The 21,282-nt window shown below is 65.5% G+C and carries 21 protein-coding genes; 10 read left to right on the forward strand and 11 right to left on the reverse strand.

The features are described 5' to 3' along the window. The first annotated feature begins 13 nt into the window (after positions 1 to 13). Positions 14 to 778 (forward strand): hypothetical protein, encoded by a 765-nt coding sequence (locus LZC95_39415; protein WXA92507.1) that lies wholly within the window; start codon positions 14 to 16, stop codon positions 776 to 778. Positions 779 to 882: 104 nt separating this feature from the next. Here LZC95_39415 and LZC95_39420 read toward each other — a convergent pair whose 3' ends face one another. Further along, complete coding sequence (locus tag LZC95_39420; GenBank protein WXA92508.1) at positions 883 to 1,788, reverse strand: LysR family transcriptional regulator; 906 nt, start codon at positions 1,786 to 1,788, stop codon at positions 883 to 885. 76 nt (positions 1,789 to 1,864) lie between these two features. Between LZC95_39420 and LZC95_39425 the strand changes: the two genes are divergently transcribed. From LZC95_39425 to LZC95_39445, 5 genes are all read left to right on the forward strand, one after another. Then, entirely contained in the window at positions 1,865 to 2,905 is a 1,041-nt protein-coding gene (locus tag LZC95_39425; protein ID WXA92509.1) for a cyclase family protein, read from the forward strand. Between the two features lie 193 nt (positions 2,906 to 3,098). Continuing rightward, positions 3,099 to 3,461, forward strand: coding sequence for an RNA-binding protein (locus LZC95_39430; GenBank protein ID WXA92510.1), 363 nt, complete (start codon positions 3,099 to 3,101; stop codon positions 3,459 to 3,461). Positions 3,462 to 3,568: 107 nt separating this feature from the next. Further along, complete coding sequence (locus LZC95_39435; GenBank protein ID WXA92511.1) at positions 3,569 to 3,760, forward strand: hypothetical protein; 192 nt, start codon at positions 3,569 to 3,571, stop codon at positions 3,758 to 3,760. Then, complete coding sequence (locus LZC95_39440; protein WXA92512.1) at positions 3,757 to 4,095, forward strand: hypothetical protein; 339 nt, start codon at positions 3,757 to 3,759, stop codon at positions 4,093 to 4,095. The genes LZC95_39435 and LZC95_39440 overlap by 4 nt, the downstream gene beginning before the upstream one ends. A gap of 44 nt (positions 4,096 to 4,139) precedes the next feature. Next, positions 4,140 to 4,463, forward strand: a complete 324-nt coding sequence (locus tag LZC95_39445; GenBank protein ID WXA92513.1) for a hypothetical protein — start codon at positions 4,140 to 4,142, stop codon at positions 4,461 to 4,463. Positions 4,464 to 4,500: 37 nt separating this feature from the next. Here the strand turns inward: LZC95_39445 and LZC95_39450 are convergent, their stop codons facing one another. The 3 genes from LZC95_39450 to LZC95_39460 are packed head-to-tail and all read right to left on the reverse strand — an operon-like array spanning position 4,501 to position 6,852. Further along, entirely contained in the window at positions 4,501 to 4,899 is a 399-nt protein-coding gene (locus tag LZC95_39450) for a nuclear transport factor 2 family protein (protein WXA92514.1), read from the reverse strand. A gap of 48 nt (positions 4,900 to 4,947) precedes the next feature. Next, the gene (locus LZC95_39455) at positions 4,948 to 5,331 is read right to left on the reverse strand and encodes a terminase (GenBank protein WXA92515.1); all 384 of its coding nucleotides are present in this window, start codon (positions 5,329 to 5,331) and stop codon (positions 4,948 to 4,950) included. A gap of 57 nt (positions 5,332 to 5,388) precedes the next feature. After that, a complete protein-coding gene (locus LZC95_39460) occupies positions 5,389 to 6,852 on the reverse strand; it encodes an amidohydrolase (protein WXA92516.1) in 1,464 nt (487 codons plus the stop codon). 74 nt (positions 6,853 to 6,926) lie between these two features. Between LZC95_39460 and LZC95_39465 the strand changes: the two genes are divergently transcribed. Together LZC95_39465 and LZC95_39470 are read left to right on the forward strand one after the other, a co-directional pair. Beyond that, on the forward strand, positions 6,927 to 8,267 hold the full coding sequence (locus tag LZC95_39465; GenBank protein WXA92517.1) for a sulfatase-like hydrolase/transferase: 1,341 nt from the start codon (positions 6,927 to 6,929) through the stop codon (positions 8,265 to 8,267). 19 nt (positions 8,268 to 8,286) lie between these two features. Beyond that, complete coding sequence (locus tag LZC95_39470) at positions 8,287 to 9,777, forward strand: DUF362 domain-containing protein (GenBank protein WXA92518.1); 1,491 nt, start codon at positions 8,287 to 8,289, stop codon at positions 9,775 to 9,777. A gap of 2 nt (positions 9,778 to 9,779) precedes the next feature. Here the strand turns inward: LZC95_39470 and LZC95_39475 are convergent, their stop codons facing one another. The 4 genes from LZC95_39475 to LZC95_39490 all read right to left on the reverse strand — a co-directional run bounded on the left by LZC95_39475 (position 9,780) and on the right by LZC95_39490 (position 15,532). Then, complete coding sequence (locus LZC95_39475; protein WXA92519.1) at positions 9,780 to 11,969, reverse strand: VWA domain-containing protein; 2,190 nt, start codon at positions 11,967 to 11,969, stop codon at positions 9,780 to 9,782. Further along, positions 11,966 to 14,551, reverse strand: a complete 2,586-nt coding sequence (locus LZC95_39480; protein WXA92520.1) for a MoxR family ATPase — start codon at positions 14,549 to 14,551, stop codon at positions 11,966 to 11,968. The genes LZC95_39475 and LZC95_39480 overlap by 4 nt, the downstream gene beginning before the upstream one ends. Positions 14,552 to 14,560: 9 nt before the next feature. Beyond that, the gene (locus tag LZC95_39485; protein WXA92521.1) at positions 14,561 to 15,064 is read right to left on the reverse strand and encodes a hypothetical protein; all 504 of its coding nucleotides are present in this window, start codon (positions 15,062 to 15,064) and stop codon (positions 14,561 to 14,563) included. Between the two features lie 105 nt (positions 15,065 to 15,169). After that, positions 15,170 to 15,532 carry a TraR/DksA C4-type zinc finger protein gene (locus tag LZC95_39490; protein WXA92522.1) on the reverse strand — a complete coding sequence of 121 codons (363 nt, stop codon included), beginning with the start codon at positions 15,530 to 15,532 and terminating at the stop codon, positions 15,170 to 15,172. 203 nt (positions 15,533 to 15,735) lie between these two features. Between LZC95_39490 and LZC95_39495 the strand changes: the two genes are divergently transcribed. After that, positions 15,736 to 16,683 (forward strand): hypothetical protein, encoded by a 948-nt coding sequence (locus LZC95_39495; protein WXA92523.1) that lies wholly within the window; start codon positions 15,736 to 15,738, stop codon positions 16,681 to 16,683. On the opposite strand, the gene LZC95_39500 is transcribed toward LZC95_39495, so the two are convergent. Next, positions 16,680 to 17,846 (reverse strand): hypothetical protein, encoded by a 1,167-nt coding sequence (locus tag LZC95_39500; protein WXA92524.1) that lies wholly within the window; start codon positions 17,844 to 17,846, stop codon positions 16,680 to 16,682. The genes LZC95_39495 and LZC95_39500 overlap by 4 nt on opposite strands. Between LZC95_39500 and LZC95_39505 the strand changes: the two genes are divergently transcribed. After that, on the forward strand, positions 17,845 to 19,449 hold the full coding sequence (locus LZC95_39505; GenBank protein ID WXA92525.1) for an oligosaccharide flippase family protein: 1,605 nt from the start codon (positions 17,845 to 17,847) through the stop codon (positions 19,447 to 19,449). The genes LZC95_39500 and LZC95_39505 overlap by 2 nt on opposite strands. On the opposite strand, the gene LZC95_39510 is transcribed toward LZC95_39505, so the two are convergent. Together LZC95_39510 and LZC95_39515 are read right to left on the reverse strand one after the other, a co-directional pair. Next, positions 19,450 to 20,613: a hypothetical protein gene (locus LZC95_39510; protein ID WXB00258.1), complete on the reverse strand. Its 1,164-nt coding sequence runs from the start codon at positions 20,611 to 20,613 to the stop codon at positions 19,450 to 19,452. 96 nt (positions 20,614 to 20,709) lie between these two features. Beyond that, positions 20,710 to 21,027, reverse strand: coding sequence for a hypothetical protein (locus LZC95_39515; protein ID WXA92526.1), 318 nt, complete (start codon positions 21,025 to 21,027; stop codon positions 20,710 to 20,712). Between the last annotated feature and the right edge of the window lie 255 nt (positions 21,028 to 21,282).

Below are 21,282 nucleotides of genomic sequence, written 5' to 3' on the forward strand. Positions count from 1 at the left end.
GGAGATCCGAGTCATGTCACCGAAACGCTGTTCCCTCATCGTCGTTGCGATATCCGCACTCGCGGCCCTCGATATCTCGTGCAGTTCGGCGAGCCAAGAGCCCCCGAAGACTGCGGAAAACCCGCCCGCCCAAGGCGGCGCTCAAAGTACGGCCTCCACGGGTGGGGGCAAGTCGGGGGGCCAAGCAGGGATCGAGGTTCTGCTCTGCGACGGCAAGACGAAAACCACCGTGCCGGAAGGAACTCCGGGTACCTCGATTGCCGGTTCGCTCATGGCCGAATGGCTGCGGCAAAACCCCAATAGCAATTGGGAAGCCGAGGAAAAAGAGCGCCACAAGCTGCAACCCGCGGCCGACAATTCGAAGTTGATCAACGTGCAGACCAGCACGGCGGGTGCGACCGGCGGTGCGCCCAAGCCCGAGCAGGCGCAAACCTACGGCCGGGTGACCGAGCAGGATGTCGCCTTGTGGAAGGCGGAATCCGAGCGCATTGCCACGGCCGGCTCGCGTGTCTTCCACAGTGCCGACGAATTGGGCAGCACCATCGCGGTGTCGTGCGACATGTGCCACCCGCACGCGGCGAATACGCACCCGGAGACGTATCCAAAGTTCCAACCGCAATTGGGGCGGGTGGCGCTCTTGCGCGATATGATCAATTGGTGCCTCGAGCATCCCGTCCGGGCGAAGCCCATGTCCTCGGACGACCCGCGCATGCGCGCCCTCGAGGCGTACATCTATGCGCAGCGCAAGGGAAAATCGCTGGACTACGGTCGTCACTGAGGAAGAGGAAACCGCCAGGACGCCAGAAAAGAATCGCCGGGATCGCCAGGTGAACCGACGATAGACCCTGCTTTGGGTTTGTTGCCGTTTCCCTGGCGGTTTCCTCAATGGGCGAAAAGCGCGGCAGCGTGATCGATGAAGGCGCGCACCTTGGGCTGGTGATGGCGATCGGCGGGCCAGATCAGCCAGACGTCGCGCCCTTCGAGGCGGTGCGCCTCGAACAAGGGAATGAGCTCGCCCTTGGCCATGTCCTCGCGCACCGTGCATTCGGTGACTTGGGCGATGCCCATGCCCGAGCGAAGGGCGAAGACGATGGCGTCCGCCGTATTGAAAACGAGGGTTGCCGGCACGTTGCCCGAGCCATCGTGGGGGAGGCTCCAGGCTTGGATGCGTCCCGTCTTGGGCGAGCGGTAGCGGATGCAGTCGTGACGGGTGAGCTCTTCGACGGTGCGCGGGGCGCCGCGGCGGGCGACGTACGACTTCGCTGCGCAGACGATCTCGCGCACCCGGCCGACACGCTTGGCGCGAAGGCCGCTGTCGGGCGCCTTGCCCGTGCGAAGCACCACGTCGTAGCCGCCACCGATCACGTCGACGGGGCGGGCTTCGAAGTCCATCTCGACGCGGATCTCCGGGTACGCGGCCGCAAACCGCGGCAGGCTCGGTAAGACGACGGCGCGGCCCAAGCCGTGGGGCACGCTGACTTTGAGGCGGCCGCGCGGGCCGCTGCGTGCGGCGGTGATGGCGGCTTCGGCGGAGGCGATGCTCTCCACGACGTTTTTGGCGTGCTCGAGCACGACCTCGCCGCACTCGGTGAGGCTCAACGTGCGGGTCGTCCGGCTGAAGAGCGCCCCGCCGAGCCGCTGCTCCAAGCGTGCGACGGCCTTGGCCACGCCCGATGGCGTGCGCCCGAGCGACACGGCTGCGCGGGCGAAGCTGCCGGATTCCGCGGTGCGTACGAAGGCGACGAGGCCCGCCATGCCGACGTTCGGGTCGTCCAGGAGAAAGGCCATTGGAGACATTCTGTCCTGAATCTCCGGACACGCGCGCGCCTTTCCTCGCCATGGTGGGCTCCTTAAATCCCGCGGCATGAAAGCCTCGTTCACGAAGTCCGCGGTGGGCATCTTGTTTTTCAGTTGGGTTGCTGGCTGCACGCCGGCCCAGGCGCGGCCCCCGGCGGCGACGACGGCAACGTCGGCCGCGCCGCGATCCGAATCGGTGGGCAAGAGCCCGTGGGGTCCCCACGACGAGATTGGAGCGCTCAACATGATGACCCCCGAATCGCGCACCGCGATCCTGGCACGCCTCGACGTGCGCAAGGTCTACGACCTTGCGACCGACTATTTCCAAGGCATGCCGAGCTTCGACGCCTTTGGCGATCCGCATTATCAAATTTGGATGACCCACACGCCGCGCGGCACCGGTGTGGACGATCCCGCGAAGGTGGGGCACGCCCACAACGACAAGGTCTCGTACACCGGCGATGCCGTTTCGATGTACACCCACACGGGTACGCACATCGATGCGCTCAACCACTTCGGCCTCGACGGCGAGGTGTACAACGGCGTGAAGGCCGACGAGCACCTCGGCGATCACGGTTGGAACCGCAACGGCGTCGACAAGATGCCGCCGATCATCGCGCGCGGTGTGCTCATCGACGTGGCCGCATCGAAGGGCGTGGCCGTGCTGCCCAATTCGTACGCCATCACGTTGGCCGATCTGCAGAGCGCCCTCACGCGCCAAGCCACGGCCTTGCAACCGGGCGACGTGGTTCTGATTCGCACGGGGCGCATGTCGCTCTGGCCGGACCGCGCGCGCTACGGGGGCAATGAACCGGGCCTCTCCTTCGAGGCCGCCCGATGGCTGGCCGAGGAAAAACGCGCCATGGTCATTGGCAGCGATGCCTTTGCACCGGAAGCGCTGCCGTCGCCGCGGAAGGACAACTGGATTCCCTTGCACACGTACTTACTCGCGCAGCGGGGCATTCCAATCATCGAGGTGATCAATCTCGAGGAGCTCGCGCGCGATCGCACCTACGAGTTCGCCTTCATTGGCGCGCCCCTGCGATTGCGTGGCGCATCCGCTGCGCCCTTCCGACCCATCGCAATACCGTTGCAACCCAAATCGTGACGGCGTCCTTGCGGATGGGCCAGAAAAGATCGCGGCGGCGCGCAATCGGCAGGTGCGCTCTTGTGCTCCCTTGCAATTTCTGCGGTAAGGCCTCACTCTTCGTGAACCTCGCAGCCCGCGAGCAACCGCGTACGACCACGCCTCTCGATAGTCGAGATCGCGCTCAATCGTTGCGAATTCGAATCGGGAAAACATGGGCTCTCGCCTCTACGTTGGCAACCTTTCGTTCCAGACCTCGCAGGAATCCATTCGCGAAGCGTTCTCGCGCTTTGGCGAAGTCGCTGAGGTGTACATCGTTTCCGATCGGGAAACGGGTCAACCGCGTGGCTTTGCGTTCGTAACCATGGGCTCGGCTCAGTCGGCCCAGCAGGCCATCGACGAGATGAATGGCGCGCTGCTCGACGGCCGTCCGTTGAAGGTGAACGAGGCGCAAGAGCGCCCCGCTCCCGGTGGCGGCGGCGGTGGCTTCCGTCGCGGCGGTGGCGGGGGCGGTGGTGGTCGAGGCGGCGGCGGCGGTGGTCGTGGCGGTGGCGGCGGCGGCCGCAATCGCTGGTAGTCGCCACCTTCGGTTCCGACTTGTCGGGCGCCCCGCTTCTTCGAGGCTGCGGCGCCCTCCCCAATGGCCTCAACGAGCCGCTCGGACGGCACGGGATAATTGCGCGCATGGCTTCGAACACCACCTTCCAAAAGCGTCAAAAAGAGCGAGCTCGCCTGGATAAACAGCGCGAGAAGGAAGAGCGGAAAAAGCAGCGCCGCGAAGAGCGTCCCGCCCGCTCGAGCACCGAAGGGGGTGTCGACCCGGACATTGCCCACATCGTCCCCGGACCTCAGCCGGTTGCGGAAGAGGATTCGTGACGAAAGAAGACGAGGCAGCCGGGCGGCACGCGATCCGCATCACCGATCAGTTTCGCAAAGAAGACAGCATGGTCTACGACTTCCGTCGTGACGAGGACCGGCTGACCATCTCCGTGGCCCCGCGGACGACCGCGGAGGACGCAGGTGAGTGGCGCGTTCGCGCTTGGATGCGCGGTGCGTCGGAAGCCGAAGCCGTCACCGAATGGGGCGCAACGCGCGCGGAAGCCCTTCAGGCAGTCGGGCGCACGTGGGCGTCGCAACGCCTCGAGCGCAATCTTCCCCCCTTCGACTGGGACGCCATCGCTGCGGCTCTTGGAACCGTGCGAGCCCTATGAAGGACACACGCATCGGGGATTTTCGCAAAATACTGAATGCTCTCATGGAATCGATGACCGCCACGGCGCGCATCGGACGATGGGAAGGTCCTGACGCGGTCCCCGTGCCGCTTCGGGAAAGCGCGTCGAAGCTCGCGCACCACCTCGACGCCGCCAAACGGCTCGCGGGCGGGATTCGCGACGGACGTCAGCCTGCGACCGCAGCGGCGAGCCTGAACGCCATGAGCGGTGCGCTCGGGCGCCTCGATGCCGCCCATCTGGAGTATCGCCGCCGCATCGACGAGGCCCCCGCGCAAAGTCGTGAAGCTGCGCTCGACCTCGACGGCGAGGTCGATACCGTCAAGAGCGAGTCCCACACCTGGGGATGACGGCTACGGCGGGAGGCATCACCTCCGCTTCGTCGCCTCAGGCAGGGGTCATGGCTCGCACGAGGCCATGGGTGTCCTCCAGCAGTCGGTAGCGCACGATCGCACCGTCCACGACGGTGAAGTGCGCAAAGAACAGCGATTCGTAGACCTTGCCGGTGGCGAGCATGCGCGAAGCGAATTCTCCGCTGGCCACGGCCACGTTCCCCTCGACGACGATGTCGTGCATCGCGAACCGAACGGGCTCGATGTTGCGAAGTAGAAGCTCGTACATCGCTTCCACTTCGTGACGCCGGCTCCGCCGCCCAACCCAGGGCGCGACGGCTTCGTTGCCGGGGATGTACCAATCGACGGGGTCCGAGACGAGTGCGGCAACGTCCTGCACCGCGCCGGCAAGAAGTCGCTCGAAGAAGCATTCCACGATGGCTCGCGTGTTCATACGGATCACGTTAGGCAGCGAGCGGCTGCGGGACCATTACCTCGCAGGTCATGATCCCGACAGCGCACGGGCGAACTCGCCGCTCAGCACGTAGCGCGGGAACGTGATCCATTGCTCGGCGAAGATGCGCAAGATGACGTCCTTCGGCCCGGCGAAGGGCTCCGGCGCTTGCTCTTCCGTCTTGTGACCGACCCCTTGCACACCGATGGCGAGAATCATGGCCAGGAGCCCGCCGGCGATGGCGCCAACCGCCCCCAGCGCGCTCGCCTTCCCCATGACGGCGAGTGCGATGCCCGCGCCGACGGAGACGGTGCCGGCCATGAAGACCGGCACCGTGAGCAGGTGAATCAGCAGGTTTTTCCGGCTGTGGTGCACGTTGCGGTAGTTGTTCCACTGGCGGGTGAAGACCGATTCGTCGTGTCGCGTGTTCATGCCCGTGAGTATGCGGACATCCCCCGCCCCGCTCTTGAACGAACTGGCTACGACGCGCTACACGGGGCCTTCGTCTCGAAAGAGGCCCAGAAGCTCGCGCCGGGTGCGCGGGCCGTAGGTACGAAACGACGGGTTCGGGTCGTTCCGGTACTCGGTGCGCTCGCGCATGACGGCATCATTGGCATGCGCGCGCCGGATCTCGTCGACGTCGACCCCGTAGACGCGGGCGCCGTTGAGGCCGAAGATCTTGCGCTTGATGCGCGGCGTGAGCGCAGGGTACCCGTAGCGCTCTTGAAACTCGGGCGAGATCTCGAAGGCGCGGAAAGCCTGGATCTGGTCCTGCGGTGAGCCGTACCAGATGGCATCCGTGCCCCAGAGAATGCGGTCCTCGCCCAGGTGCACCAGCAGCTTGCCCAGGACGTGTGCCGCCTGCTCGGGATCCTTCATGACCTCGCGCCAGATGGATCCCAGCTCCGCGTAGACGTTGCCTCGTTTCCCAATGCCGTTTTCCTCGAGGCTGCGAATGAGCGCGTTCACGCCCTTCTCGGCGCTCCTTCCTGAAGCATCGTACGGCCCCTCGTGGATGGAAGGATCGTAGCCCGAGTGGTAAATCAGCAAGGTCGCATCCGGCGCAGCCTTGGCCGCGGGCCCCACGTCGATGGGGCTGGTGAACGCGCCTTGGTTTCCCGGCAGCGGCAGGCCTTTGTGCACCGCGAAAATCTTGATGCCCAGCCGCAGCCCCTCGCGGATAGTGAACAGGCCCGTGGCGGGATCATCGAGGCGGTAACCGGTCCCATCGCCGGTCCAGACCGGGTACAGCTTCCACGCGCTGATCTTCCATCGCTCTTTCATCGCGTGCATGCGCTCGCGCGTCTGCTGCGGCGACTCGTCCTTGGGCAGCACGATGCCGTGGATGCGCAGCCGCGGTGAGCCCTCCATCTGCGCGACCCGCTTGCGCGTGAGCGCCTCCTCGTCGATGTGAATCGCGTTGATGTCGTCGGTGCCCCAGAGCGCGCTCAACACCGCGAGCTGCGTGTCGCTATCGAGAAAGACCTCCTTGAGGAAGACGTCGCGATCGAAACACTCCAGCTTTTCCGAGCGTCCGCAATTGGCCTGCGGCGTCGTCAAAAGGAAATTCGCCAAGGTGGGCCGCGAGGTTTTCCACCATGGCCGATCGGTGGACACATGATGCGTCTGCACATCGAAAATGAACTCGTCCCCCTCGAGCACATTTGCCGCAGCGGGATCCGTTTGCGCCTCCTCGGGGATCGCGTAGCGCCCTCCGCAGCCGCTCACTTCGTTCAAGGTCAGAAACACGGTGGCGGCGCCGCAGCTCGAGCGAAGAAAGCTGCGGCGACTCATGCCCAAGCGGCGCGCATTCGCGTCGGCGCGTTCGAGCGCGGTGCGCATGACCCAGCGTATGCGGTCGCTCACCGGGCGAGGCTCGTACTCGCCGTTGGTCGTCGACCCAAGTTTGATCGGGAGCCGCGGTGGCTCCTCGGGCAGTGTCTTCGAGCCCATGTTCATCCTCCATTTTCGCCCCCAAATTCGGCCCAAATTTCGTTGAAAGCAGCACTCGTGCTAGGGACGAGGACGTGTTTTCTCGATGTCTTTTCGCCTGCTCGCTCGCAAGTCTCGTAACGGCCTCGGCCTCGTGCTCTCGAAGTGAGGCCAGCCCCGCGCCCGCCGGCTCGTCCAACGCGCCCCAAACCGCCGCCGCCAGCGCACCCGCGGTGGACGCTTCCGCTGCCGCCGCGCCACGACCGCCGTTCAACGTGCTGCTCATCACCATCGACAGCCTGCGCGCGGACATGCCGTGGGTCGGGTACAAGCGACCGATTGCACCGCGTCTGACGGAGCTCGCGGGTCGCTCGACGGTGTACACGCAGGCGTACTCCACGTCGTCGTTCACGTCGAAAAGCTTGGTCGGCTTCTTGAGCGGGCGCTACCCGTCGGAGCTTCAACGCACGGGTGTCTTCTTCACGCGCTACAAGGACAACCCGCCCTTTCTGTGCGAGCTGCTCGCCAAAGAGCAAATCCCCTGCATGACCGGACAAGCGCACGCGTACCTCGACAAAGGATACGCGGGGCTCGATCGCGGCTTTGCCGAGTGGAAGCTCGTGCCGAAGATCACGTTCGACTACAACACCGACCCGCACGTCACGAGCCAGAAGCTCACGCCGCTGGCCATCGAGCTTTTGAGCAACGAGAAGCTGCGCGGCGATGGGACGCACCCTTTCTTCGCGTGGTTCCACTACATGGATCCGCACGACAAGTACCAGGGGCACGAAGAGTCGACGCACTGGGGCACACGCCCGCGCGATCTCTACGACGAGGAGGTCTTTTACACCGACCTGTGGATCGGCAAGCTGCTCGACTTCGTGGCCAAAGAGCCCTGGGGCGCGCGCACGGCCATCATCGTGACCGCCGATCATGGTGAGGCCTTCGGGGAGCACGGGCGCATCAAGCATGCGCACGAGTTGTACGAGGAGCTGGTGCACGTGCCGCTCATGGCCTTCGTCCCGGGACAGACCGCCGGCCGGCGCATCGAGTCCACGCGCAGCGCGCTGGATCTCACGCCGACCATCGCCGATCTGCTCGGCGCCAAGCCGCTCGAAGGCTTGCATGGAAAGAGCTTCGCACCGGAGTTGCTCGGTGAGCCGCCCGCCCCGTCGCATGACATCGTGACCGATTTGCCGGAGGACGAGTTCAATCAGCGGCGGCGTACGTTCCGGCACGACGACGCAAAGCTCATCGCGCGCGGCAAGGATCAAAGCTTCGAGCTGTTCGATTTGAAGAACGACCCGCGTGAGGAAAAGGATCTCTTCGGTAAAGATCGCGAGCTCACCCGTGACATGCTGGCACGCTACAAGGAGGCGTCCCGCGCCATTGCCGATGTCGCACCGGTAGGTGGTATTCCGGTGCGAAAGGACTGATTGGCGCTACCCTCGAAGGATGCACCCGACCCACGACGCCCGCGTCATTCTTCGCCGCGCGAACGGTTACGACGTTCAGAACATCCGCGCCATCACGCGCGCGGGGCTCGAGGAACTCGGGCTGCGGCCGTTCGGGCGCACCTTGGTGAAGCCCAACTTGGTCGCCGCCGGTGAGCTTTTCACGCACGCGCACACCCGGGCCGAGTTTGCCGAGGGCGTTCTGCTCGCGTTGAAGGATCGGGACGACGGGTCGATGAAGGAGCTGGCGGTGGGCGAACGCAGCGGCATCACCGTCCCCACGCGATTCGTGTTCGACGAGGCGGGCTACAACGAGGTGGTCTCGCGCGTGGGGGCCAAACGGTATTTCTTCGAGGAGGAGCCGCAAGTCGAGATTCCGCTGCGCCACCAGGGGCGTCTGCGCGATTACTTGTTTACGCCGGAGCCCATTGCGCGGGCCGATTTCTTCGTCAATTGCCCCAAGTTCAAGGCCCACCCTTGGACCACGGTGACGTTTTCGATGAAGAACTACATCGGTATCCAGGACGACCGGCACCGGCTCATCGATCACGACCACGCGCTCAATCGCAAAGTGGCCGATCTGCAGTACATCATTCAGCCGCAGTTCTGCGCGGTGGATGCGATCATCGCCGGCGAAGGGCGCATGCTCACGCCCATTCCGCGCGAGCTCGGGCTCATCGTGATGGGGAACAACCAGGTGGCGCTCGATTCCGTGTGCTGCCGCATCATCGGCGTCGACCCGATGGAGGTGGAGCACATTCGCCTCGCGCACGAGCGCGGCTTCGGCCCGCTGGAGGCGAAGATCACCGGGGACGTGACGCTCGAGGAGATGCAGGAGCGCGCGAAGGGCTTCCAAGTGGGGTTGGTGCGCATCGAGAAGTACTTCGAGGGGACGAACATCTTCGGCTACGCCGGCCCGCCGCCCGGCCACGGTGACGATGGCTATTGCTGGGGCGGATGCCCGGGTGTCATGGAAGAAGTCATCGAGGTGCTGCGCCTTTACGACGAGCAATGCGATGCGAAGCTGCCGCGTCTCCACATGGTCTTTGGCCATTACAAAGGACCGCTCGATATCAAATATGGCGAGAAGGTCGTCTTCGTAGGCGACTGCTGCCAATGGCAAGGAAGCCTCGGCGGCGAGGTCGTGAAGATCGAGAGCCTGTACAAGGATCGCTCGCAGCTGGATCCTTACGAGATCAAGCACAAGGATGTGTATGCGCGCATGCTGAAGATGGCGGGCAAGCTGCGGGAGCTGAAGAAGCAGCCGTACATCCGGCTCGAGGGCTGTCCGGTGAGCATTGGCGAGTTGATTCTTCTGCTCGCCGAATTGGGCAACATTCAAAATCCGTATTTCGACAAGCGGCAAGTGCTCGGGTTCAATCGGTCGTATTTGGCATGGCGCGGTAGCTCGGCGTGGCAGCGGCTGCTCGGGCACCCGTACCAAGTGCGGGGCGAAACGGAGCGCGGGCGGGCACGGCCCGAGGTGGAATGAGGTTACGCGGCGCGCCCTGCAACGGCATGGTGCACCGCGCGTAACGCCGTGGCGATGCGCGCGGAGCCCGAGGATACGGCGCGCGCATACACGGCCGGGGTGAGGCGCGCTTCGGGGAGCAACCGCTCGATCAGTGCGATGGCGTCGGCGCGACGGTGCAATTCCGTGCCGCCGACCACGTCGAGAACCTCGGCAATGGCGGCGAGGGCGACGTACACGGCTTCCTCTTCATCGTCATCCGCGACGGTGCGCGGGGCCGCGGGCGGCTCGGGGAACCATCGGGCGAAGCGCTGCTCGAGCGCGCGGCGGTCTCGGTAGAGGGCCTCGGTACGGGCGCGCTCTCCCTCGGTGATGTCGCCGGGCTCGAGTCCGGCCTCGCGGCGAGCGTCGGCCTCGAGCTCCAGATCGTCGAGTGCGCCTTGGTCGCGGCGCCGTGCGATGAGCTCCAGTTCGTCGAGGAGCAGGCCGATTTCCTGCTCCGGCGGCGTAAAGTCGTTCGCGACGTCGGCATGCAACGATGGGCCGAGCTGCGCGCCGCTGCAGATGCCCTCGAGCTGGGCGTCGTCCATGAAATGGTAGAACGCGCGCTCGCCGCGTGTGCGCTGACGGGCAACCAGGGCGCGCAGCACGGCGTTTTCCTCGCCGAGCGCGATGACGCTCACGCCGATGGGTAGCTCGCCCAAGCTTTCGCGCACCTGGGTGACCTTGGCCTCGTCCACGGGTGCGCGGCCGTCGGTCACGAGGACGATCTGCGCGAGTGCCAGCGCAGGATCGTTCGCCTTGGCCTGCGCGATCGTGGCGAAGCTCGAAAGCAATGCTTTCTCGATGTCGGTCCCGCCCTCGCGCTCGGTGGCGCAGATGCTCGCGATGGCCTGGTCGACATCCGTCGGGTTGGAGGCCCGGATGAGGTCCCCGAGTTCCTCGGTGAAGTAGCGGAAGTAGAGCATCGGGCGCACGTGGCCGGGATCCTCGAGGCGCTTTCGCAGGGTCGCGAGCTCCGCGAGCACGATGGCGTCGCGCATGCGCGAGCGATTGCCCCGCATCGAGGTGGAGCCGTCGAGCACGTAAACGCGGACCTCGCTGGTCATGAGCACGCGCGAGTGCCGCTCGACCTCCTCGCGGATGAAGCGCCGGCTCAAGAGACGACCCGCCGCAAGATCGAGCAGCAAGGCCCGAGGATCGGAGATGAGCGCGTCCCGGAGGTCCTCGGGACCGCGGGCGGGGACCAGCTGCATGGCCGGCGTGGGAAAACGGACCGCGCGCACCCGCCGGCGCTCTTCCTCGATGCGCACGGGCGTCATCGGCGCGCCGAGCTCGAAGGCACCATCGACGGCCAGCGCGCATGCGCGCGTGGCGTCATCGTAAAACGCCATCGCGCCGAAGCTCTCCTTCGCCGAGCGCTCGAGCGATTCATGGATCTCGAGCGGGTGGCACCCGCGAAGACCACCAAGGGCGCGCGAAGCGGCGGGCCCGAGCTCGGCATCGGAGCCCTCCTCGAGCGCGCGCAGGGCGGCGTAGAGAAGGCGCACGTCGCCCGTGCGGGATGCCTGGCGTGCTTGATGAACCACATCGACGTCGGGCTGGAGTCCCGCCGCCTGAAGGCGATCGAGCCACGCGATCTGCTGCGCGACGTATTCGCTTCGTGCCGTGACCGCGCGGGCATCCAGGGGCAAGGCGGCGGCCACGTCGAGAAGGACCTGCCGCGCGGCGAGAAGCTGCTGCCGCCTTCGCCCGAGAAGACGCGTCTCGGTGCGCGCACCGTCGAGGAGGTGATCGACGAGCGCGAGCTCGAGCTCCAAGGCGCGCGTGGTCTCCGGCACCTCCGTCGCAAAGCCGAGCGGCGGGAGCAATCCCACGGAACCTGCCGCGGGCGCCTTGCCTTCCTGGGAAGCGCGCGCGAGGAGCTCCCACACGCGACGCAGCCACGCCGCATAGGCGACGAGGGGCCGGCCCGCGACGATGGTGGCCCGCTCCACGAGCTCCACGTTCTCTTCCAGCTCGGCCCACGCGGCCTGGAGCGATTCGGGTGACGGTTCCGACGCAGCGAGCTTTTCCAACGCCGCCGTCTCCGTCTTCGGGCGGTAGCCAAAGGCCGCCAGGAGCGGCCGCGCCACCTTGACGAAGCGCTGCTTCTCGATGTGCTCCGGCCCGAGCGCGAGCCGCTCGATGCGCGCGCCGAGATCCGCGGTCACGAACGGCCCATCGCGAGGATATCGCTCCACACCGCGTCGGCATGACCGCTGCGCAAGCGCGCGAGAAGCCCGCTCGAACGCGCCTCGAGCTCGTCGATGCGCGTGCGCAGCGCGGTGGTTCGCTCGCGCGCCGCTGGGAAACCCTCGCCCACGAGGCGCGCCTCGAGCGCGAACCGCGCAAAGGCACCCTCGTCGTATACCACGTGGAAAAACCGGCTCTTGCGCGTATCGTCGAGGGCCACGAACAGCGCCGTCGCATCGCCCGAGGTGCACGCGCTCTCGATGGGCCCGCGCAGGCTTTCCCAAAATTGCTCGAGAAGGGTCACCGCGCGGCCGATGCGCTCGATATCCACCCTCACGACCTCGTCACGCAGCTCCGCGGGAATGCGCTCCAAGACCTCGTGCAGGTCCGCGATGCGGGCGTCATACTCCGCAGGGGAGGAGGCCGCGTCGTGCGACACGCGAAAGGCCGTCACCAGCAGGGTGTACGTCAGCGAGACGCGTTGCTCGGCGCTGCGCAGGTCACGGTAACCCTTGGCACTCGGCGATCGAACCGGGTGCTGCGCCCGCTCGGTGCGCAAAAGCACTTTGGCCATCAGCGCGAGCAGCTCGCTGCGGGTGAGCACGCGCCCCAGACCCACCGCCTCGAGCCGCTCCAGCACCGAGGACGTGCGCTCGATGAGCAGCAGCCGATCGCGCGTGTCGATACCCTCGAAGGCCGCCTCGAGCAGCGGCCGGATGCGCGGCCCGAGCACGCGCGATTTGAAGGCCAGCGGCGTGGCCCCGAGTGCCTCCAGGCGCTGCGCCGTCCGATCCACGTGCTCCAAATGCGGCTCGAGCGCGTCCACCACCGCATCGAGGCGATCGGCTTCCTTGCCCAGCAACGCCGCACGCACGGCGCGTTGAAGCTCGCCATCCCAGAGCACGACCAGCTGGTCCTCCAGCCGCGCCGCCGCCCGCGCGAACGGGGCATCCGCGGCTTTTTCCGGCGTCTCCGCCCCTTCGGCGCGGAGCTTCGCGTGCTCGGCCACGAGCTTCTCCAGCGCCGCGAGCATCGCGTCGGAGCTCTCGAGCGGGCGCACGGTCGCATGGCCCTCGTCGAGCCACGCCCCCATGTTCGCGAACCCGAGCGACACGTGTTCCTCGAGCAGCGACATGGCCCGCCCACGCAACCATCGCGCAATCGGGCGGGTCGTGCCCGAAGCTTTCTCCAGCTGCCCCGCGAGATTCGAAAGGTCGTCCACCACCTTGTCCACGGGCAGCTCGCCCGCACCGCCCGCGAGCCCCTTTTCGAGCGCGCGGCCCCCCAGTGCCTCGAGGGTGTCGGCCAAGAGCGAGGCCGCCCGCGGTGCATCGCGTCCGCCTGCGTCGGCCGCTTTGGCCAGCTTCTCGACGGTGCGCAGAAGCTTCGCCGGCTCTGCCTCTTTTTTCACGTCCTCCACGGTGCGCGCGAGCTCGTCCACCGAGTAGAGGGCGGCCTGCGGTGCCGGCTTCGGCACGGGCTTGGGCAAACGCGCCAGCACCGCATCGAAGATGCTGCTTTCGACCTTCATGATGGAAAGCTGGCGCCGTTCACGCGGATCGGTCTCGCGTGCGAGAAGGCTGTCCACCGCCTCGCGCGGGGGCCCGCACAAGAGCAGGCTGTAACGAAGCATGGACAGATCCTCGAAGGTGGCCTCCTCCGCCCCGCCCCGCGTGATGCGTCGCAACACCGTGGCCGCCCGCAACACGCGCCCGAGCCGCACGGCGGTGCGCGTCGACAAATAGCGCGTCGGGAAAAAACTGGGATCGCTCCGCGCGGTGCTGGAAAGCTCGCGATCGAGCGCCTCGATGAGCGCGCCCATGGCATCGCACACCTCGTCGGGAACGAACACCGCGTCGACCGCGGCCTGCAGGACGTCCAAATCCTGGATGGTGAGCAGCGAATCCAAACGCGGACGCCCTACCCCTCCAACCTGCGTGCGCAACACCTGCGTGAAATTGGCGCTGTCGGCAAAGCTCTTTGGAACGAAGGCGATGAACGCGATGCGATCGATGAACGCGAGCAGCGTTTCACGCGACGTTTCGAGGACCTCCGCCAGGTAGCGGTTGGTCGTCATCAACGCGCACTCGATGGCGCCCTTGGTGGTAAACGTGCCCTGTTTGAGCTCGCGCTCGTGCAGCACGTTGAGCGTGGTGCGCAGGAGCATGTCGCGCCCGTCGAGCACCTCGTCGAGAAAGGCATGCACGGCGCCGAGCATGCCCTCGTCGGTGAAGTATTCCGTGCGCCCCGTTTGCATGAGCGTCTTGAAGTCCACCGGCCCCACGAGATCCGTCTGTACGGTGCTCTCGGTGAATTGGCGGGCGAAGACGCTGGGCGCCCCGGTGCTTTCGTCGAGGATCCTCCGGAGCACCGCGGACGCGATGGCGCTTTTCGCGGTGCCCGGAGGGCCGGTCATCAAGACGTGCTCGCGCGCGAGAAGCGCCAGCGCGATCTGGCGAAGCAGGCCCTCGCGCTCCACGAAAACGCGGCCAAGTTCGTTGAAGAACTTGAAAAAGCGACCCGCCGCAGGCGTCTCGGCGATCGGGATGGACTCGACCATCCCCTCTACTTAAATCGTCTTTGGAGCGGTCGCAGCCAGTGCCTGCTGAATTTTTCCGGCCAAAGCGTCGATGTCTTCCTGGAAGCTTCCCGGAATCATCGGGCTCTCTTGGCAATAGGCGCCCGGCAAATTCACGATCCACGGCCCTTGCCGGTCGACGCCCGACATGGTCGACCAGCCTTGCGCGCAGCGCTTCGTGTCGATACGCACGGTGACGTTCGCGCCGTTGCCAGAAGGGGCGAGGATCACCACGTAGCGCCGCACGATGTTCGCAGGCTGCTGGTTCACGAAGCCGTACCCGAAGCCGGTGTCCTGCCACTCGGTGAGGACGATGCCCGTCTGCCGATCGATGGATGTGGCCGAGTGTCCTTCGGCGGCCAGGGTTCGACTCACGATGTCGATCCCGCTTTCGACGTTCGCCGACGTGACGAAAGTAACCGGCTTTTGCGTGCTCCCGCACGCAGTTCCCAACGCGAGCGCCAAAAGCCCCCACGGAGAAATTCTAGTTCTCATGCGATCTCCCGATGTTTCGTGTCTTCGACTCGGTCTTGTGCGCACGACGGGGGTTCCGTCATGGCGCGAGCACGATTTCGGGAGATCGCAGAAAACGGTGTGCGACTAGGAGTAGTCCTTCTCCATGCGCTCTTGGTCTTCCTTGCAGCGGATGCAAAGGTTCGTTTCCGGGCGGGCTTCGAGGCGCTTCAGGGAAATTTCTTCGCCGCACTCTTCGCAGACACCGAAGCTACCGTCTTCAATCTTCGCGAGCGCCTTGTTGATCTTGTCCAGAAACGCCTTTTCTCGGCCGCGCAGGCGGAACGTGAAGGATTGGAGGTACTCGCTCGACGCGAGGTCCATCTCGTCGGGCAAGTCGTTGGCGTCGAGGGTCATGTCCTCTTCCAACGTTTGCTTGGCCTTCTTGATGATCTCGTCGCGCTTTTCCGTGAGCAGCGTTTTGAACTTCTTCAGATCGTTCTTTTTCACTTCGGTTGCTCCGCTTCGCTACGCAACGTCTTGGGCTCGGTAATTCGACTAGTCTAATCGATGCCCCCGATTTCGAGGGCGGGAGACGGTAAGCACGTGGGCATTTTTCGTCAAGGGCTAGTGGGGTGGACGCTTGGGGTGCCAAATTCAGGAGCACGACCGGCCCGATGCACTGCTAGGGTGCGCCCCAGGAACGGCCCGCCATGAGCTACCTCGTTGCAGTCGATGAAAACGGGCTTGGTCCTCGCTTGGGCCCGCTCATCGTCACCGCCGTGACGGCGAAATGCGAGGGAAATGGCGCCAAAGTGGCGTTCGGGCGACCGGGGCGTGCCTTCTCCGAGAGGCTCGGCGATTCGAAGGGGCTCGTGGCATACGGCGACTCCGCGCTCGGTGAAGCGTGGGCACGCGCGCTGGCCGAGGCCACGGGTCGTGGACGCGATGCGGCGGACCCCGACGCGCTGTTTGCCGCATTTTCGCTCGAGCCTGCAACCGAGTTGCGGGCCCACTGCCCGAGTGACCACGAGCGTCAGTGCTGGGGACGCGAGACGGAGTCGTTCGGCGCCGACGATGGCATTCTCGCCAAGGTGCGAAAAGATTTGGGGCGCCTTGCGAAAAAGGGCGTCGAGATCGTGCGCGTGGAGGTGGCCTTGGTGTGCACCGCCGCGATCAACCGCGCCGTGGAACGTGGGGAGTCGCGCTTCGTGGTGGACCTTCACGCCATGGAGCGGCTGGTGCTCTCGGCGCGCGCGGCCGTGAATGAAGACGTGGTGGCCGCGTGTGGAAAGGTCGGCGGCTACGATCGCTACAGCGATCACTTCGGGCCGCTCGGCGGGCGTCTGCACGCGGTGGTCTGCGAAGGGCGCGCGCGCAGCGAGTACCAGTTCCCCGGCGTAGGCCGTATCGCCTTCGTGCGCGATGCCGACGAGACGCATTTGCTCGTGGGCATGGCGTCGCTCGTGGGCAAATGGGTGCGCGATTTCATGATGGAGCGCGTGGTGCGCTACCACCGTGAGGCCGACGAGTCGCTGCCCATGGCCAGCGGCTACCACGATCCGGTGACCACGCGCTTCATCAAGCAGAGTGCTCTTCTGCGACGAAAGCGCGGGGTCCCGAACCACTGCTTCGAACGGAAAGCGATCGGCGCCGGCTAGCGTTTCCCGGCGTCGGCTGCGGGGGCGGCAGGAGCGCCGGCGGCGGCGAGGATCCAGGTGCGCAGGCGCGCGACCTTTTCGTCCTTGCTCAGACGCACCTCGGCCTCGGCGGGTTTTGCCACGAGATCCTCGTCGCCCACGCCGAAGATGATGGTGCCCTTGCGCGCGACGACGTATTCGCTCTTGGGGCGGTCGGGCGCATCCTGGATGGTCAGGTGCAACGCCTCGTCGGCAAGCCCCGAAACCGGGAGCGTGCCCGGACGCTGGCGCAGAAGCTTCATCGCGTCCTTGGCCACGTCCGCGTCATCGCGCACGAGCGAGACGATGCGGTAGCGCTTGGTGCCGTCCTTGTAGTAACCGACGGCGCCGGCCCCGAGCCGCGCAATGCCCAAGATCTCCTTGGGGAAGTACTGAATGCCGTTCGGGACGAGGTTCGCGGTCGGCAGGGCGTGCGCCGCCGCCGGCTTTTCCGCCGAGCCGGGAAGCTTGCCGCCGATGCCCTCCGCAATGGCCGTCAGCACCGGCGCGCTCGATTTGGTGATCTGCTCGGGCGACTCCTGCTCGTTCAAGTACGTGAGTTCGGCCAGGTAGGGCCCCTTCCACACGTAGCCGCGGCCATTGCCCAGGGCCCCTGCGCCCCCCGCGGTGATGGGCTTCGGTGCGCGCGCGTCGGCCGGATCGGCGTCGGCGATCACGCGCTTGGTGAACATGCCGTAGGCGCCGCCGGGATCGGCGAACGTCGTCAGGACGACCTCGACGCTCCCGCCTCCACCGCCGCCGTCGACGTAGCGAACGATGACCGCGCGCTTCAGGCCGTACGATTTGTACACCTCGCATTCGCCATCGACGGCGGTCGTGCAGACCTGATCCATCGTGAGCTTGCCACGGTCGCCGTACGTCTTGGTGTCGCCCTGGGGCTCGAGGCAGTAACTGCCCGCGGTGCGGACGAAGAACTCGCCTTGCACCGGATCGTCCACGGTACCGCCGCCCGAGGCACACGCTCCCGGTTTGGCGGTTTCCACCACGGGCGGGGGCGCGGAACCGCGCTCTTCGGTTTTTTCGTTCTTGCTGCAACCCGATCCAGCGAACGCGAGGGATGCCGACACGGCAAACGCGAGCGCCCCTAGCGGAACAGCCGAGAAAGTGAGAGGAACCTTCACCATGGTTCGTCCTCTATCACACCCGGCCCCTTCCGCGTCCAAGCAGGACGAGCCGCAGGCCGGGCAAGGCGCGCGTGCGGTCGGACGGGGCGGACTGGCCGTGCTCGGCGCCAAGGCGTACTTCATTTTGCTGGGATTCGTGCAGCAAACGGCCCTGAAGTACGCGATCGGCATGGCCGGCTATGGCGCCCTTTCGCGGGTGCTTGCACCGGCCAACATCATCAACAACGTCATCGTCTCGAGCTCCACCCAAGGGGTCAGCCGCGCCGTGGCCGGCGGCGGCAAACGCCAGGACGAGGCCTTTCGGGCCACGCTGCGCGTGCATGTGCCGCTCGCGATCGGGCTCGCCGTGCTTTTCGCGTTGCTCAGCCCCACCTATGCGGCATTCCAGAAATCGCCACACATCGCGCGCCCGCTGCGCATCGTCGCGTGCGTGGTCGCGATTTACGGCGTGTATGCGCCGCTCGTGGGCTCGCTGAACGGGCGGGCGATGTTCACGCGCCAGGCGGCGCTGGATACGATTTTTGCGACCCTGCGCACGGTGGGCATGATCGGTGTGGGCTGGTTCTTCGGCTCGCACTTCGGCGCGGGGGTGGAGGGCGCGGTGCTCGGCTTCGTCATCGCCGCGCTGCTCATCGTGCCCATGGCGCTCTTTTGGAGCGGCACGGGGCGCACACCCGATGCGGAAGGCGCACCGGAGGTTCCACGCGGCACGACGTACCTCGCGCAGCTTTTGCCACTGGCCCTGGCGCAGCTCTTTGCCAATGGCTTGATGCAGGCGGACATCGCCGTGCTCGGACGCTTTCTCTCGTCGGGCGCGCTCGACAGCGGCCTCACGGGGGCCGCGGCCGCGAGCAGCTCGGACGAGTGGGTCGCCGTGTATCGGTTTTGCCAATTCTTCGCGTTTTTGCCTTACCAGCTCGTGCTGAGCATCGCGCAGATTCTCTTCCCCATGGTGGCACGCGCCCATGCGGAACACGATCGCGAGGCCGTCCGCCGATACGTCGAACGCGGGGCGCGGATCAGTGCCATCGCGTGCGGGTTGTTCGTCGCGGTCATCGCGGCGCTTCCCGCATCCGTGCTCGGCATGGCCTTCGGCACCGTGGTGTCCGAGCGCGGTGCGGATACGTTGCGCATTCTCGTGATTGGACAGGGTGCCTTCACCTTGTTCGGTATCGGCACCACCGTCCTGGCCAGCCTCGGCAAGGAGCGCCTTTCGGCGACCCTGAGCCTCGTGCTGCTACTTTTTCTCACGGGTTCGGTCTGGGTGGCGAGCTCCCACGCCGAGTATGGCGAGCCACAACTCCGCGCGACGGCCCTTTCGACGAGCGTGACCTTGGCCGTTGGCCTTTTGGCCATGGCGGTCGCCGTGCGTCGTTATTCGGGAGCGTTCATCCCCGTCGCCACGTTTCTGCGCGCGCTCGGGGGAATTGGCCTCGCCTATGCCGCAGGTTTGTTCCTTCCGCGACTCGGCTTGCTTCTCACGCCGGTTGCAGCCGGCGTCGTCGCCGTGGCGTATGTCGTCCTTCTCGCCGTGACGGGCGAGTTGAAGAGCGCCGATCGCGAAATGGTTCTTTCCCTGATTTCACGCCGCAAACGGGCGTGATCAGCACGGGCTCATGCCCCGACGGCGCCGTCGATGCCCAATGATGGCGCCTGCGGCAAGCAGCAGGGGAACGAGGGCGTCCTTCGCGTTGGAAGGCATACCACTGGTCGCGCATCCGCCCTGGGCGGCTTCGGCGGTTGGCGCGACGTCGACATTCGGCGCATCGCCCTCGGATTCGGCCGATTCCGTTATTTCGGTCGCGTGCGCAACACGTGTTCCTCGAAGACGTACCGTCAAGAGATCCCACGGCGCCGACGATGTGTACCCACCGAGAAGGATGCGGCCACTCCGGTCGATCGCCGAATCCGCGTGAGTGCCAGCATCGTAAAGCGCATATCCGCTGCAGTTCCAGCTCATATCGAGCGAACCATTGCGACGGTAACGAAGAACGACAGTCTTCCTGACACGCGCACCGGCGTCACCTGGTTCTTGCACCGTCGCGGAACCGGACACCACGATCCGACCGTCCTTCTGAAGTGCAATGGATCGTGCTTCGTCGGTGCCGCCCGCGATGTCCGTGGCCACGATGCCATTCTCGCCAAATGAGGCATCGAGCCTGCCATTCACGGTCACCCGGGCCACCAACGCATCATAGGAATAAAGACTCGTGGCGGAAGAGAGGTGCCCCGCCACGAGGACTTTGCCATCCGGCTGCACCGCAATATCCGCGATGCGCGTATACGATCCACTCGTTCCATACTCGAGTTGCGGGGCATCGAAATGCATTTGCCCATTGGAACCAAAGGACGTATCGAAGCTACCATCGACGTTGAGTCGAGCGACGACCGCTTCCTTGTCACGCGTGCCGGTAACGATCAGTTTGCCATCCTGCTGAACGGCAAGTTTCGAATACTCGTTTTGGCCGAAGAACACGATGCCATTGCCGCCAAGGGTGGGATCGGGCGTGCCATCCAGCTGAAGCCGCACGAGGGCATAGGAGAACGGGTCACTGTAATGCGTTGGTTGATAGCTGAAGAGAACGGCGATCTTCCCATCCGGCGTCGTGGTAACGGCCGAGGGCGAGTATCTCAGCGAGTCATTGCCGGCGCCCAATCGCCGCATTGCCAACTTCAAATTGCCAGTACCGGCAAAACTCGTATCCAGCGTACCATCGGCGTTGACGCGAAACAGATTCATGTACGGATGCCAATAGAGGTCCTCCACACCACATTCACTCGCCAATAGGACCTTTCCGTCTGCTTGTAGCGTCGCGGCAGTCGCACCATTGCGCACGCACGGCGTCCCGTCCGGGAGCACGGTTTACGGCAACACGATGCGACCTCCATTGCCGAAGCTCGTGTCCAATTGGCCCGATTCGTCGTAACGGACCACTCCGCCCACCGTTTCGACGGGAGGCCGAATCACGGAGCCAACGACGACGACGCGGCCATCCGGTTGGGGCAGGACGGCGGTCGCATAGTCGTCTTGGTTGGTTCCCTCGAGGTCCGTCGTGACCTTTCCCGTTCCTCCCCATGTTGGGTCGAGCGCAGAGGGGTCCGTGTGGGCGTGGCCAGTGTGTGCGAGAGCGATGGTCCCCGCGATGAAGAAAAAGGAATGAAGCTTCGCTAAGTTTCTCATGCCATGCGGGGTAACACGCGGATGACGGCCCCGCGAATCTGCGCGCCGCCTGCGAGTGAACATGGACACGATGACGCGAGAATCGGCCGTATTCCAACGTGGCCCATGATCTGCACGGCCTACACATTCGCGACGTCGCGACTCGCGTGCACGCCTCGTTCAGCGCGCGCGTGCCGTTCCTTGTGTTCGATTCGTTGCCTAAGTGACGTTGGCTACTTGCCGGCTTTAGCTTGCCGCGACCATGTCCAAAAGGCT

The organism is Sorangiineae bacterium MSr12523 (genome assembly GCA_037157775.1).
Lineage (GTDB): Bacteria > Myxococcota_A > Polyangia > Polyangiales > Polyangiaceae > Pendulispora > Pendulispora brunnea.